This window comes from Bradyrhizobium sp. S3.2.6 (assembly GCF_040546885.1).
Classification (GTDB): Bacteria; Pseudomonadota; Alphaproteobacteria; order Rhizobiales; family Xanthobacteraceae; genus Bradyrhizobium; species Bradyrhizobium cytisi.
The window spans coordinates 1-14,664 of sequence record NZ_JBEPOS010000022.1; the positions used below are offsets into that span (position 1 = coordinate 1).

At 63.7% G+C, this 14,664-nt stretch carries 13 protein-coding genes; 8 read left to right on the plus strand and 5 right to left on the minus strand.

Annotation, left to right across the window (positions count from 1 at the left end; all coding sequences use genetic code 11):
• A partial coding sequence (locus ABID58_RS29295) for a 2-dehydropantoate 2-reductase N-terminal domain-containing protein (protein WP_354036303.1) occupies positions 1–236 on the minus strand: 236 nt, incomplete at its 3' end.
• 194 nt (positions 237–430) lie between these two features.
• On the opposite strand from ABID58_RS29295, the gene ABID58_RS29300 reads away from it, so the two are divergent.
• From ABID58_RS29300 to ABID58_RS29310, 3 genes are all read left to right on the plus strand, one after another.
• Positions 431–1,498 (plus strand): acyltransferase family protein, encoded by a 1,068-nt coding sequence (locus ABID58_RS29300; RefSeq protein WP_354036305.1) that lies wholly within the window; start codon positions 431–433, stop codon positions 1,496–1,498.
• Between the two features lie 204 nt (positions 1,499–1,702).
• On the plus strand, positions 1,703–4,753 hold the full coding sequence (polA, locus tag ABID58_RS29305) for a DNA polymerase I (RefSeq protein WP_354036307.1): 3,051 nt from the start codon (positions 1,703–1,705) through the stop codon (positions 4,751–4,753).
• A 168-nt stretch (positions 4,754–4,921) separates the two neighbouring features.
• Entirely contained in the window at positions 4,922–5,557 is a 636-nt protein-coding gene (locus ABID58_RS29310; protein WP_148751625.1) for a LysE family translocator, read from the plus strand.
• Positions 5,558–5,678: 121 nt separating this feature from the next.
• Here the strand turns inward: ABID58_RS29310 and ABID58_RS29315 are convergent, their stop codons facing one another.
• On the minus strand, positions 5,679–6,305 hold the full coding sequence (locus ABID58_RS29315) for a glutathione S-transferase family protein (RefSeq protein ID WP_354036427.1): 627 nt from the start codon (positions 6,303–6,305) through the stop codon (positions 5,679–5,681).
• A 185-nt stretch (positions 6,306–6,490) separates the two neighbouring features.
• Here ABID58_RS29315 and pyrE point away from each other — a divergent pair, with 185 nt between their 5' ends.
• Positions 6,491–7,054 carry an orotate phosphoribosyltransferase gene (gene pyrE / locus ABID58_RS29320; RefSeq protein WP_148751624.1) on the plus strand — a complete coding sequence of 188 codons (564 nt, stop codon included), beginning with the start codon at positions 6,491–6,493 and terminating at the stop codon, positions 7,052–7,054.
• A gap of 153 nt (positions 7,055–7,207) precedes the next feature.
• Positions 7,208–7,981 (plus strand): DUF2865 domain-containing protein, encoded by a 774-nt coding sequence (locus ABID58_RS29325; RefSeq protein WP_354036309.1) that lies wholly within the window; start codon positions 7,208–7,210, stop codon positions 7,979–7,981.
• A 33-nt stretch (positions 7,982–8,014) separates the two neighbouring features.
• Here ABID58_RS29325 and ABID58_RS29330 read toward each other — a convergent pair whose 3' ends face one another.
• The gene (locus tag ABID58_RS29330; RefSeq protein WP_354036310.1) at positions 8,015–8,446 is read right to left on the minus strand and encodes a hypothetical protein; all 432 of its coding nucleotides are present in this window, start codon (positions 8,444–8,446) and stop codon (positions 8,015–8,017) included.
• A gap of 193 nt (positions 8,447–8,639) precedes the next feature.
• Between ABID58_RS29330 and ABID58_RS29335 the strand changes: the two genes are divergently transcribed.
• Positions 8,640–8,933: a GIY-YIG nuclease family protein gene (locus ABID58_RS29335; protein WP_354036312.1), complete on the plus strand. Its 294-nt coding sequence runs from the start codon at positions 8,640–8,642 to the stop codon at positions 8,931–8,933.
• A gap of 63 nt (positions 8,934–8,996) precedes the next feature.
• Here ABID58_RS29335 and ABID58_RS29340 read toward each other — a convergent pair whose 3' ends face one another.
• On the minus strand, positions 8,997–9,224 hold the full coding sequence (locus ABID58_RS29340; RefSeq protein WP_354036314.1) for a hypothetical protein: 228 nt from the start codon (positions 9,222–9,224) through the stop codon (positions 8,997–8,999).
• A gap of 207 nt (positions 9,225–9,431) precedes the next feature.
• Between ABID58_RS29340 and ABID58_RS29345 the strand changes: the two genes are divergently transcribed.
• Positions 9,432–11,957 (plus strand): glycogen/starch/alpha-glucan phosphorylase, encoded by a 2,526-nt coding sequence (locus ABID58_RS29345; protein ID WP_354036316.1) that lies wholly within the window; start codon positions 9,432–9,434, stop codon positions 11,955–11,957.
• Between the two features lie 95 nt (positions 11,958–12,052).
• Positions 12,053–12,868 (plus strand): acyl-CoA thioesterase, encoded by an 816-nt coding sequence (locus tag ABID58_RS29350; RefSeq protein WP_148751619.1) that lies wholly within the window; start codon positions 12,053–12,055, stop codon positions 12,866–12,868.
• 160 nt (positions 12,869–13,028) lie between these two features.
• On the opposite strand, the gene ABID58_RS29355 is transcribed toward ABID58_RS29350, so the two are convergent.
• Positions 13,029–14,645, minus strand: coding sequence for a phosphoenolpyruvate carboxykinase (locus ABID58_RS29355; protein WP_354036318.1), 1,617 nt, complete (start codon positions 14,643–14,645; stop codon positions 13,029–13,031).
• Positions 14,646–14,664 lie beyond the last annotated feature (19 nt).

The following is a 14,664-nucleotide window of genomic DNA, read 5'->3' on the forward strand; positions in this document are numbered from 1 at the left end:
GCATCGGCATCCGCAACCGGCTTCGACAGGTCGGTGGTGAAGTCGAGCCGCTTGGCCTTCACGTTGGTCGCGACCAGCTCGTCGAGGCCCGGCTCGTAGATCGGGATCTCGCCGCGATGAAGGCTAGCGACCTTCTTCTCGTCCTTGTCGACGCAGGTGACGTCGTGACCGAAATCCGCAAAGCAGGCTCCGGACACCAGTCCGACATAACCCGTGCCGATCATCGCGATGCGCATGAGAATCCCTGTTCCAGCTTGGTTAACGAAACCCCAATCCGGGGGCGGTTTAGCATTTTCCCGTCGGGAAGGAAGAGCCTGCGCTTAGAAACCGGCACGCGATTTGTAGCGGTAAAGAAGTCGGAAACCACCAGGCCCCACACTGCCCCACGCCCACACAGGATCGGGCAAAGCACGGCTCGAAACGGGACACCATGGCACCAGCAGGCACAATCGACGCGAGCGAGGGCACCACGGGCCCGGCTGTCGCGCGTGTCGACTGGGTCGACTATGCCAAGGGCATTTGCATCGTCATGGTCGTGATGATGCATTCGGTGCTGGGGGTCGAGCTCGCCGCCGGCGAGACCGGTTTCATGCATGTCCTGGTGGCCTTCGCAAAGCCGTTCCGGATGCCGGACTTCTTCCTGATTTCGGGCCTGTTCCTGCCGCGGGTGATCGATCGGGACTGGCGGACCTATCTCGACCGCAAGGTGGTGCATTTCGCCTATTTCTATGTCGTCTGGGTGACAATCCAGTTCGGCTTCAAGGCCCCTGCTTTTGCGGCCGAAACCAGCTGGCGCGACGCTGGCCTGCTCTATGTCGAATCCTTCATCGAACCGTTCGGCACGCTCTGGTTCATCTACCTGCTGCCGATCTTCTTCGTCGTCACAAAACTGACACGACCAATCCCGCCGCTCGCGATCTGGCTTGTTGCCGCCGCGCTGGAGACGGCGCGCATCACAACCGGCTGGACTGCGATCGACGAGTTCTGTGCGCGCTTCATCTATTTCTATTCGGGGTATCTGTTCGCGCCTTACGTGTTCGCGCTGTCGGACCGCGCGCGCAGCCACCCCGCGCTGGCGCTGGCAGCGCTCGCGACCTGGGCACTGGTCAATACCGGCCTCGTCGCGCTCGGCGCCAGCGAATGGAAGATCGCGTCACTCATGCTCGGCTTCGCCGGCGCATGTGCCGTCATTACGATCGGCACGCTGCTGGCGCGCGCGCATTGGTGCAACTTCTTGCGCTTCTGCGGCGAGCATTCGATCGTGATCTATCTCGCCTTCTTCCTGCCGATGGCGGCGACGCGCACGTTACTCCTGCACACCGGAATCATCTCCAGCATCGGCACGGTGTCGCTGATCGTCACCATCGTCGGCGTCCTGGGGTCGCTCGCGATCTGGCAAGTTGCGTTGCGGCTGCACGCCGATTTCCTGTTCGAGCGGCCCGATGCGTTCTGGATCGTGCCGAAGAAGGCGGGACCGGTGTTGCAGGCGGCGGAGTAACTGTCATGCCCCGCGAAGGCGGGGCATCCAGTATTCCAGAGACAGCAGTCGTATACCGACAGGCCACCACGTACTGGATTCCCCGCCTTCGCGGGGAATGACAGTGAGGATGTGGAGAATGACGGTGGGGGATATTGGCGCCAACGGCCCAAAAATCCCCCACCCAAGGCTGTCAAAGTCCGTAAAAATTCATACATTGCGGCCATGCCAAAAACCTCCCCGAAGACCTCCGCCAAAGCTGACACCCAACCCGCTGCTACGACAGCTGCTGCCAAACCGGTCGCGGCGAAGGCGGCAGGAAAGGGCGACCACGTCTTCCTGGTGGACGGTTCCTCCTACATCTTTCGCGCTTATCACGCGCTGCCGCCGCTCAACCGCAAGTCCGACGGCTTGCAGGTCAATGCCGTTCTCGGCTTCTGCAATATGCTGTGGAAGCTGCTCCGCGAGATGCCCGAGGACAACCGGCCGACGCATCTTGCGATCATCTTCGACAAGTCGGAAGTCACCTTCCGCAACAAGATCTATCCCGAATACAAGGCGCACCGGCCGCCGGCGCCGGACGATCTGATCCCGCAATTCGCGCTGATCCGTGAGGCCGTGCGCGCTTTCGACCTGCCCTGCCTGGAACAGAGCGGCTTCGAGGCCGACGACCTGATCGCGACCTATGTGCGAGAGGCATGCGAGCGCGGCGCAACTGCGACCATCGTGTCCTCCGACAAGGACCTGATGCAGCTCGTGACCGACTGCGTCACGATGTACGACACCATGAAGGATCGCCGCATCGGCATTCCCGAGGTGATCGAGAAATTCGGCGTGCCGCCGGAGAAGGTGGTCGAAGTGCAGGCGCTGGCCGGCGATTCCACCGACAACGTGCCTGGAGTCCCCGGCATCGGCATCAAGACGGCGGCGCAGCTGATTGTGGAATACGGCGATCTCGAGCAACTCCTGTTCCGCGCTACCGAGATCAAGCAGCCGAAGCGGCGCGAGGCGCTGATCGAGAATGCGGAGAAGGCGCGGGTCTCGCGGCAGCTCGTGCTGCTCGACGACAGGGTCGAGCTGGAGGTGCCGCTGGACGATCTCGCCGTTCACGAGCCCGACGCGCGCAAGCTGGTTGCCTTCCTGAAGGCGATGGAGTTCTCCACGCTGACGCGTCGCGTCGCCGAGTATTCGCAGATTGATCCGGCCAACGTCGATCCCGATCCCGGCTATGCCAGCGGCGCCAGCGTTTTCTCGCCGCTGCCGCCTTCGGACGTCGTACCGGCACCAGGAGCCGGCACGCCGGCGCAGGTTCCGTCGGGCCAGCGCAGCGCATCGGCCACCAAGGAGGACAAGGCCGCGAGCCCGAAGGGCGCGCCGGTTTCTCTCGCAGTCGCGCGCGAAGAGGCTTTGCGCAAGCTTCCGGTCGACCGCAGCAAGTACCAGGCCATCAAGACGCTCGCGGAATTGAACGCCTTCATCGCGCGCATCCATGATACCGGCTATGTCGCGATCGAGATCCGAGGAAATTCGATCGATCCGATGCAGGCCGATCTCTGCGGCATCGCGCTCGCGCTGGGGCCGAACGATGCCTGCTACGTGCCGCTCGCGCACAAGCAATCCGGCGGCGGCGCCGGCCTGTTCGACGCCGGCCTCGCGCCGGATCAAGTCAAGCATGTCGATGCCATCCAGGCGCTGCGGCCGGTGCTGGAATCATCAGGCATTCTCAAGATCGGCTTCGACGTCAAATTCACTGCCGTCATGCTGGCGCAGCACGGCATCACGCTGCGTAACATCGACGATGCCCAACTGATCTCCTACGTGCTCGATGCCGGTCGCGGCTCGCATGCGCTGGAGCAGCTGTCCGAGCGCTGGTTCGGCCTCGCCATGCTGAAAGAGAGCGAGCTGCTCGGCAGCGGCAAGGGCAAGATCACCTTCGACCAGGTGCCGATCGACAAGGCCGCGCCGCTGTCTGCGGAAGATGCCGACATGACGTTGCGCGTCTGGCGCGTGCTGAAGCCGCGCCTCGTCGCCGAGCACATGACCACGGTCTACGAGACGCTGGAGCGGCCGCTGGTCTCCGTGCTCGCACGCATGGAGCGGCGCGGCATCTCGATCGACCGCCAGGTGCTGTCGCGTCTGTCCGGCGAATTCGCCCAGACCGCCGCGCGCGTCGAGGCCGAAATCCAGGAGATCGCGGGCGAGCCGGTCAATGTCGGCAGCCCCAAGCAGATCGGCGACATCCTGTTCGGCAAGATGGGACTACCGGGCGGCACCAAGACCAAGACGGGCGCGTGGTCGACCACCGCGCAGGTGCTGGATGAGCTCGCCGAGCAGGGCCACGATTTTCCGAAGAAGATTCTGGAGTGGCGCCAGGTCTCGAAACTGAAATCGACCTACACCGACGCACTGCCGACCTATGTCAATCCGCAGACCCATCGCGTGCACACGACCTACGCGCTGGCCGCGACCACGACGGGCCGGCTGTCCTCGAACGAGCCGAACCTGCAGAACATCCCTGTCCGTACCGAGGACGGCCGCAAGATTCGCCGCGCCTTCATCGCGACACCCGGGCACAAGCTGGTCTCCGCCGACTATTCGCAGATCGAGCTGCGGCTGCTGGCGGAGATCGCCGATATTCCCGTGCTCAAGCAGGCGTTCCGCGACGGGCTCGACATTCACGCGATGACCGCGTCGGAAATGTTCGGGGTGCCGATCAAGGGCATGCCAAGCGAGATCCGCCGCCGCGCCAAGGCGATCAATTTCGGCATCATCTACGGTATCTCGGCGTTCGGCCTCGCCAACCAGCTCGGCATCGCGCGCGAGGAAGCCTCAGCCTACATCAAGAAGTACTTCGAGCGCTTCCCAGGCATCCGCGCCTATATGGACGAGACGCGCGATTTCTGCCGGAGCCACGGCTACGTCACCACGCTATTCGGCCGCAAGTGCCATTACCCCGACATCAAGGCCTCCAACGCCTCGGTGCGCGCCTTCAACGAACGTGCCGCGATCAACGCGCGGCTTCAGGGCACCGCCGCCGACATCATCCGCCGCGCCATGACGCGCGTGGAGGACGCACTAGCCGAGAAGAAGCTCTCGGCGCAGATGCTCTTGCAGGTGCACGACGAGCTGATCTTCGAGGTGCCGGACGCCGAAGTCGAGGCGACGCTGCCGGTCGTGCAGCACGTGATGCAGGACGCGCCGTTCCCGGCCGTGCTGCTGTCGGTGCCGCTGCATGTCGACGCGCGCGCGGCCACGAACTGGGACGAGGCGCACTGATCTTTTCTTACCTCGCCCCGTTTGCGCCACAAGCACCATGTCTTCCGGCGAAGGCCGGGACGACGCTGAGGCGAGACGCTTCCACTCAATTGTCCTCCGTACAATTGCGCGATGGCTCCGCCGCGCTTCGCATATTAGAACCGGTGCATCCCCTGCATCGGTTCACTCATGCCCCACACCTCCGCCCTGCTCGGCTTCGCCCTCGTCTGCCTCGGTCTCGTGCTTACGCCCGGACCGAACATGATCTATCTGATCTCGCGCTCGATCACGCAGGGGCCGGCGGCCGGCATCGTCTCGCTCGGCGGCGTCGCGCTCGGCTTCGTGTTCTACATGCTGTGCGCGGCGTTCGGCATCACAGCGCTGCTGCTCGCGATTCCCTTCGCCTATGACGCGCTGCGCTTCGCCGGCGCCGGCTACATGTTGTGGCTCGCCTGGCAGGCCGTGAAGCCGGGCGGGCGCTCGCCGTTCCAGGTGAAGAAGCTCGCAATCGACAGCCCGCGCAAATTATTTGCGATGGGGCTCGTCACCAATTTGCTCAATCCGAAGATCGCGATGCTGTATCTGGCGCTGCTGCCGCAGTTCATCGATCCCGCGGCCGGCAGCGTGCTGACGCAGTCTGTGGTGCTGGGCGCGATCCAGATCGCGCTCAGCGTCAGCGTCAATGCGATCATTGCGCTTGCGGCCGGATCGATCGCGCTATTCCTGGCGAACCGGCCAAGCTGGATGCTGGTGCAGCGTTGGCTGATGGGCACGGTGCTCGCCGGGCTTGCGGTCAGGATGGCGGTCGAGGCACGGAAGGTGTGAGCGCAACGCTGTCATGCTCCGCGAAGGCGGGGCATCCAGTACGCCGCGGCTTCTCGGCTCTAACTCAACCGTCTCTGGAATACTGGGTCACCCGCCTTCGCGGGTGACGACAGCCTCCACCTCAATCCAGCTTCGCGTCCATGCCCCGCTTCACCGCCGGGCGCGCCATTAAGGCGTCGTACCAGCGCTTGACGTTGGGGAAGTCGGCGAGCTCGACCTTGTGGCGCGGATGCCGCCAGGCCCAGCCCAAAATGGCGAAATCGGCGACCGAGAGATCGCCGGCGACGAAATCGTGGCCGTCGAGGCGGCGGTCCAGCACGCCGTAGAGCCGGCGGGTCTCGGCCATGAAGCGCTTCAACCCGTAGGCGCGGTCCTGCTCGTTCTCGAGCGCGATGAAATGGTGCACCTGACCCGGCATCGGCCCGAAACCGCCCATCTGCCACATCAGCCATTCGTAGACGGGGATGCGGCCTGCGAGCGATTTCGGCAGGAATTTGCCGGTCTTCTCGCCGAGATAGAGCAGGATCGCGCCGGACTCGAAGATGCTGACGGGCTTGCCCTCGGGGCCCTCGGGGTCGCGGATCGCAGGAATCTTGTTGTTCGGCGAGAGCTTGAGGAACCCCGGCGCCATCTGCTCGCCCTTGGTGATGTTCACCGGGATCACTTTGTAGTGCAGGCCCATTTCCTCCAGCGCGACCGAGATTTTTCGGCCGTTCGGCGTGTTCCAGGTGTGCAGCTCGATGGTCATTTGCCTGTTTCCTTGGCCCAGCTTCTTGCCCGAGGTCTCGAGCATCCACCTACTCCAGAAAGTTGCACCTCCACAACCGGCGGACCGGGATGGCCGATCCCTGTTGACTGGGGACGCTCCCTCTGGAATGTCGCAGCCGTCGCGGATAGATTCCGCCACTCTCAAAACGCTTCCGAGGGACCGCCGTGTCGAAATCAGCCTCCCGCGCCCGCCTGTTCGAAATCATTCGCCGCCGCTCCTTCGGCCGGGGCGAGGTGACGCTCGCGTCGGGCCGCAAGAGCGATTTCTATTTCAACCTCAAGCCGACCATGCTCGACCCCGAGGGCGCGACGCTGCTCGCCGAGCTCACCTATGAGACGCTGAAGGACGACCAGCTCGATTTCATCGGCGGGCTCGAGATGGGCGCGGTGCCGCTGGCCGGGGCGCTGGCGCAGATCTCCTGGATCAAGGGCCATCCGATCGCGGCCTTCTTCGTGCGCAAGAAGCCGAAGGAGCATGGCGCCAAGCTCGCGATCGAAGGCCTGCCGAAGGGCGAGACGCTCGACGGCAAGCGCGTCGTGATCGTCGAGGACGTCACGACGACCGGCGGCTCGGCGATGAAGGCTGTGGAATCCGTGCGCGAGACCGGCGCCGAAGTGGTGCTGGTTCTGACCATGGTTGACCGCGAGGAAGGCGCCACCGACACATTTGGTGCGGCCGGCCTGCCGTTCCGCTCGCTGTACACAGCGTCGGAATTTTTGAAGGCTTGACGAGAGGCCACGGCCCCCTCAACCGCTCATTTACCATCCCGCTTTATGGTGAATCATGTGCTGAGACCCGAGAGGTCCCGGCCGGTTCGGTAGCGTCGGGTGGAGTAAGCGTTGCGTACAGAATTGTCCCATGCGCGCCGGCGGCGTCGCGCGATGCTAGTGGCCGCCACCGTTGCAGCACCGCTGCTTGCAGCTCCGGCCCCGGTTTCGGCCGAAGGCCTGTTCGACTTCTTCTTCGGCGGAGCCCAGCAGCGCCCGCAGCGCGACGTGCCGCAGGCGAACTCCTACGTCGATCCCTTCGCTAGTCAGCAGAACCCCGCCGTTCAGCCGCAATATGTGCCGCCAACCCGCTCGGCGGCGGCCGGGGGCTCCGGCCCGGCCTTCTGCGTGCGCAGCTGCGACGGCAAATATTTTCCGCTGATGCGCGGCCTCGCCTCGCCGGCACAGATGTGTCAGGCTTTCTGTCCTGCCAGCACCACAAAGATCTTCTTCGGCTCCTCGATCGACGGCGCCTATTCGCAGGCCGGCGAGCGCTACGCCGACAGCGAGAACGCGTTCGCCTACCGCAAGGCGTTGCGCGCGGACTGCACCTGCAATGGCCGCGAGCCAGCGGGGCTCGCTCCGGTCGACCTGACGCTGGACTCGTCACTGAAAGCCGGTGACGTCATCGCCACGAGCGACGGCCTGGTCGCCTATACCGGCGTCCGCCTCGGCATGGAACAGACCGCCGAGTTCACCCCCGTCGCCTCCTATCCCGGCCTCACCGCGCAGGTCCGCGCCCGGCTCGGCGAGATGAAGGTGGCGCCGGTTCGCGCTGAGACGGTGGCGGCAGATGCGCCGGCAGCCGAGATCGTGCGCGAGACGCTGCCGGATGTGACGGTGCCGAAAACGCCAGCGAAATCGGCGAAGCGGGCGGGATTGGATTAGAGCCCGGCTTCAAACCAAGCCGTCATTGCTGCGCTATCTCCCGATGATCACCCCGATCACATTCGGCGCCGCCAGATATTTCTCCTCGATCGCCGCGCGCGCGGCAGCACGGTTTTCGGCCGTCATCAGGCCGCGCTTCTCGGCCAGGATCATCCAGCAAAAGCCCCACCAGTCGGTCAACATACCCGTCTCGCTGACGAGGTCGTAGCCCTGCTCGGCCGCGAAGATGCGCGCATGCGATTCGTCCAGCGTGTCGAGGAAATGATGATCCTCGGGCGCGAACAGATCGTCGCTGATGTCGTCGATGGTGTAGCCCCAGATCGACTGGCACACCGCGTTGAACTCGCGGTCGAACCGGTCGTCGTCGACGGCATAGCGCCGCGCCGCCTGGTGCAGCCGCGACAGCGACCGCGCGAAATCGGCGATCCGGGTGAGGGCAAATTGATCGAAGGCAATGGTGGACATGTAGTCCTCGCGACGGCTGTCAGACCCTAGATGTTGTGTCGGCAATGCGCCGAATCACAATGATATATCAAAGACTTGCTAAAGTGTTCTTAATTTGTTCTGATGAACAATGAGGGCGGAGCAACGTCGTCCCGGCGAAGGCCGGGACCCATAACCACGACTGCCAGACGTTTTCAGAAATGGGTGCCCAGCAATGAATGCACCGGCCGCATACTACGTCTACATTCTCGCGAGCCGGCGCTACGGCACGCTGTACATCGGCGTCTGCAACAACATCAGCAACCGACTTGCATTACATCGTTCGGGACGTGGCTCGAAGTTCGTGAAGAAGTATGGCGTGACACGGCTGGTCTACGTCGAGCCGTATGCATCGCCGTCCGAAGCGATCGCACGCGAGAAAGCGCTGAAGGAATGGCAGCGTGACTGGAAGATTCGCTTGATTGAGCGGGATAATCCGGATTGGCGCGATCTCTCGCGCCTTCTCTGACAGCTGTGGTTATGGGTCCCGGCCTTCGCCGGGACGACATCGTTTTCGTTGCACAAGCCGTCCTCAATTCGCCGCCGACATCAACCGATCCCCGCACGCACTCGCATAAAACTTCCCACCGCATTGGTGCTTGATGGCGGCGCAACGCGCGGCGGGAGTTGCATTTTGCGGAACGGCAAAGCCGCAGCTGAGACCGTCGGCGCTGCGCTTGCCGGCGGCGAAGGCAGCGCTCGAAGTGGCGATGCAGATGACAAGAAGCGCTGCAGCGGCGATTTCGATCAGCAGTCTCATGGGGCGTCTCCTCCACACTGATGGCTGAATCTGTGGTCAATGTAGCACCAAATCGGCGTTCCTCCGTGCTGCTCCGGGTTCCCAAAGCGGCCCGTTCCTTGCATAATTTTGCGCCAGCGCAGTGCACGGCCGCGCCAGAGATGGTTCCGGTGCAGGGGCAAGACGCGTAGGGTTCAGTGGTGTTCTCGCGACCAGGAAGTGACGGCCTTGCAAGATCAATCGTTCCAGCCAAATTTCGCCGCCCCCGGTCAGCCCATCGACGAACTCGCGTTATCGGAGATCAAGGGCGCGATCCTGGCGAAGCTCCGCCTTGCCATCGGCAAGGATGCGGGCATGGCGACCAGGCATGACTGGTACCAGGCCGCAGCGCTCGCACTGCGCGACCGCATCGTGCATCGCTGGCTCTCGGCCGAGAAGCGCAGCTACGACGCGGGCCGCAAGCGCGTCTATTATCTCTCGCTCGAATTCCTGATCGGCCGCCTCTTCACCGATGCGCTCAACAATATGGGGCTGCTCAAGATCTTCGAGGTCGCGCTCGGCGATCTCGGCGTGTCGTTGCCTGAGCTGCGCAAATGCGAGCCGGATGCGGCGCTCGGCAATGGCGGCCTCGGGCGCCTCGCGGCCTGCTTCATGGAGAGCATGGCGACGCTGTCGATCCCCGCGATCGGCTACGGCATCCGCTACGATTACGGCCTGTTCCGCCAGATCATCAATCAGGGCTGGCAGCAGGAATATCCGGACGAATGGCTCGGCTTCGGCAACCCTTGGGAACTGCAGCGGCCGGAAGTGATCTACGACATCAATTTCGGCGGCGGCGTCGAGCATGTCGACGACAAGGGCCGCGACCGCGCGATCTGGCATTCGGGCGAGACCGTGCAGGCGATCGCCTATGACACCCCGATCGTCGGCTGGCGCGGTCAGCACGTCAATGCACTGCGGCTGTGGTCGGCACGCTCGCCCGATCCGCTCAAGCTCGACGCCTTCAACAAGGGCGACTATGTCAGCGCCAGCGCCGAGCAGTCGCGCGCGGAAGCGATCTGCAAATTCCTCTATCCGAACGACGAGAGCCCGGCGGGCCGCGAGCTGCGCCTGCGCCAGGAATATTTCTTCGTCTCGGCCTCGCTGCAGGACCTCATCAAGCGGCATCTCGCATCCGACGGCCAGCTGCGCAGCCTGTCGTCCAAGGTCGCGGTGCAGCTCAACGACACCCATCCGAGCCTCGCCGTCACCGAGCTGATGCGCATCCTCGTCGACCTCCACAATTTCCGCTGGGACGAGGCCTGGAAGATCACTGTCGCAACGCTGTCGTATACCAACCACACGCTGCTGCCGGAAGCGCTGGAGACCTGGCCGGTCGAGCTGTTCGAGAAGCTGCTGCCGCGCCATCTCGAGATCATCTACCGCATCAACGTGCAGCATCTGGCGCTGGCCGAAGCGCGCGCCCCCGGCGACATCGACTTCCGCGCCTCGGTCTCGCTGATCGACGAGAAGAGCGGCCGCCGCGTGCGCATGGGCCAGCTCGCCTTCGTCGGCTCGCACCGCATCAACGGCGTCTCGGCGATGCATTCGGACCTGATGCGCGAGACCGTGTTCCACGATCTCAACCATCTCTATCCCGGCCGCATCACCAACAAGACCAACGGCATCACCTTCCGTCGCTGGCTGATGCTGGCCAACCCCAAGCTGACCGATCTCCTGCGCGAGACCTGCGGCGAGGCCGTGCTCGACGATCCGACCCAGCTCTCGCTGATCGAGGCGCGCGCCAGCGATGTCGAATTCCAGCGGAAATTCCGCGCCGTCAAGCTTCACAACAAGACGGCACTGGCGCGCTTGATCGGCGAGCGGCTCGGCATCAAGGTCGACCCGAACGCGCTGTTCGACGTGCAGATCAAGCGCATTCACGAATACAAGCGCCAGCTGCTCAACGTCATCGAGACGGTCGCGCTATATCAGTCGATCAAGGACGATCCCAACGGCAATTGGGTGCCGCGAGTGAAGATCTTTGCCGGCAAGGCAGCGGCGAGCTACCGCTACGCCAAGCTGATCATCAAGCTGATCAACGACGTCGCCGAAATCGTCAACAACGATCCCGCGATCGGCGGCAAGCTGAAGGTCGTCTTCCTGCCCGACTACAATGTCAGCCTTGCCGAAGTGATCATTCCCGCGGCCGACCTGTCCGAGCAGATCTCGACCGCCGGCATGGAGGCCTCCGGCACCGGCAACATGAAGTTGGCACTCAACGGCGCCATCACCATCGGCACGCTCGACGGCGCCAATATCGAGATCCGCGACCAGGTCGGCGTGGAGAACATCGCGATCTTCGGCATGGAGGCCGGCGATGTGATGATCAAGCGCAAGCAGGGGCTGGACGCCTCCGACGTGATCCGGAATTCGCCAAAGCTCCAGCGCGCCATCAACGCGATCGGCACCGGCGAGTTCTCGCCCGGCGATCCCGGCCGTTTCGAATCCATCGCGCATGCGCTGCGCTATCTCGACCACTACATGGTCAGCGCCGATTTCGATTCCTATTACGAGGCGCAGCGCAGCGTCGACGCGCGCTGGCTGGTGGCGCCGGCCTGGACCCGTGCTTCTATCCTCAACGTCGCGCGCATGGCGTGGTTCTCCTCCGACCGCACCATCCGCGAATATGCCGAGGAAATCTGGAACGTGCCGGTCAATCCGGTCACGCCGCCGTTTCAGACGGCAGAGGAATTGCGTGATACGGCGAGCTGATTTGTCTGCACCGTGAAATCGGCTACCCCAGAGGTAATTGCACAAGCCGGCCACGGACGTGATATGACGTCCGTCATTGAACCCCGGACATGACAATGCACGCCAAGCTCCCGCATCCCTTCGACGACGCCACCCGCATCACTGCCGGGGACTCGAGCTGGCAGGGGCACACCAGTGACGACTACTGGGCCTTCGTCGGACCGTTCGGCGGCGCCACCGCCGCGACGATCCTGCGTGCGCTGATCGAGCATCCGCAAGCCGCCGGCGATCCGCTGGCGCTGACCGTCAATTACTGCGCGCCGATCGCCAAGGGCCCGTTCGATCTCGACATCCGGCTGGTGAAGGCCAACCGCTCCAGCCAACACTGGAGCGTCGAACTGTCGCAGGGCGGCGGCGAGGTCGCAACGCTTGCCACGGCAGTGTTCGCCGAGCGCCGGCCGTCCTGGGAGCACAAGGTGGCACAGTACCCGGACGCAAAGCCATTCGAGCAGACATTGCCGTTTCCAACAATCTCGGCGTCCTGGGCCAACCAGTACGAATTCCGCTTCGTCGAGGGCGAGATGCGGATCGGACCGCCGCAGGTGGAGCTCGCCAGCACCTATTCGAAAATCTGGATCAGCGATCGCGAGCCGCGCAGGCTCGACATGCTGTCGCTGATGTCGATGTCGGATGCCTTCTTCGGCCGCATCTTCCACGCAAGGCGCGAGCTCGTGCCGTTCGGCACGGTGTCGCTGACGACCTATTTCCACACTGACAGCGAAGAGCTCGCGGCCGAGGGCATCACACGTGTGCTTGCGACCGCCGACTCGAAGATCATGCACAAGAGCTACGCCGACCAGAACGCCGAGCTGTGGTCGCCGAACGGCAGGCTGCTGGCGACCACGACGCAAATTGCGTATTTCAAGGCGTAGGCGCTTCCACAAACTCGTCATTGCGAGCGCAGCGAAGCAATCCAGACTGTCTCCGCGGAGGGATCCTGGATTGCTTCGCTGCGCTCGCAATGACGGTGGAAATATCTCGCGAAAAAAGGCGGCCTCACGGCCACCCTTTTGCGTTTCAATCGATGCGAGATTACTCCGCCGCGAGCTTTACGTCCGGAGCGGCCGCGCGCACTTCGGCGTCGACCTGGGCCTCGAACTTGGCAAAGTTCTTCTGGAACATGCCGACCAGCGCACGCGCAGTCTTGTCGAACTCGTCCTTGTCCTTCCAGGTGTTGACCGGGTTGAGGATCTCGCTCGGCACGCCCGGCAGCGCGGTCGGGACCGCGAAGCCGAAATATTTGTCGGTACGGAATTCGACATTGCGAAGCGAGCCGTCGAGCGCGGCCGTGAGCAACGCGCGCGTCACCTTGATCGGCATGCGCGAGCCCGTGCCGTACTTGCCGCCGGTCCAGCCGGTGTTGACCAGCCAGCAGTCGACATTGTGCTGGGCAATCAGGTCACGCAGCATGTTGCCATAGACGCTGGGGTCGAGCGGCAGGAAGGGCGAGCCGAAGCAGGTCGAAAATTCCGGCTGAGGTTCGTTACCCAGACCGCGCTCGGTACCGGCGACCTTGGCGGTGTAGCCGGAGAGGAAGTGGTACATCGCCTGCGCCGGCGACAGCTTGGCGATCGGCGGCAGCACGCCGAAGGCGTCAGCGGCGAGCATCACCACGTTCTTCGGCTGCGGCGCACGGCCGGTGCGCGAGGCGTTCGGGATGAAGTCGAGCGGATAGGCCGAGCGGGTGTTCTCGGTCTTGGAGCCGTCGTCGAAATCGACGACGCGGGTGTCCACGTCGAGCACGCAGTTCTCTAGCACCGCACCGAAGCGGGTCGACGCCGCGTAGATCTCGGGCTCGGCTTCCTGCGAGAGCTTGATGCACTTGGCGTAGCAGCCGCCCTCGAAATTGAAGACGCCATTCGGACCCCAGCCGTGCTCGTCGTCGCCGATCAGCGTACGGTTCGGATCGGCCGACAGCGTGGTCTTGCCGGTGCCGGACAGGCCGAAGAAGATCGCGGTGTCGCCGTTGGCGCCGACGTTCGCCGAGCAGTGCATCGGCATCACGCCGCGCTCGGGCAGATAATAGTTGAGCGTGGTGAAGACCGACTTCTTCATCTCGCCGGCATAGTAGGAGCCGCCGATCAGCACGATCTTGCGGGCAAAGTCGATCGCGACGACGTTCTCCGACTTGCAGCCATGGCGCTTCGGATCGGCGCGGAAGCTCGGCATGTCGATGATGGTGAGCTCGGGCGTGAAGCTCGACAGCTCGACCGCCTCGGGGCGGATCAGCAGCGTGCGGATGAACAGCGAGTGCCAGGCGAGCTCGGTGAAGACGCGGGTCTTGATCCGGTAGGCCGGATCGGCGCCGCCATAGAGGTCCTGCGCAAACAGGCTCTTGCCTTCGGCGTGCTTGAGGAAGTCCTGATACAGCGTCTCGAACTGCTCCGCGGTGATCGACTGGTTGCCGGCCCACCACATTTTCTTGTCGGTGGTGGCGTCACGTACCGTGAACTTGTCCTTCGGGCTGCGGCCCGTGAACTCGCCGGTGTCGGCGCAGAGTGCGCCATCCGCGGACAGCACCGCCTCGCCCGCTGAGAGCGAGTATTGATAGAGCTGTGGTGCGCCCAGGTTCCAGTGAACCTGCTTGAGATTCTTTAAGCCGAATTTGTCGGCGCCAAAAGCACCGTTGCGCACGCCCGTCTCTTGCACGAAAAAGTCCTCCTAGAAC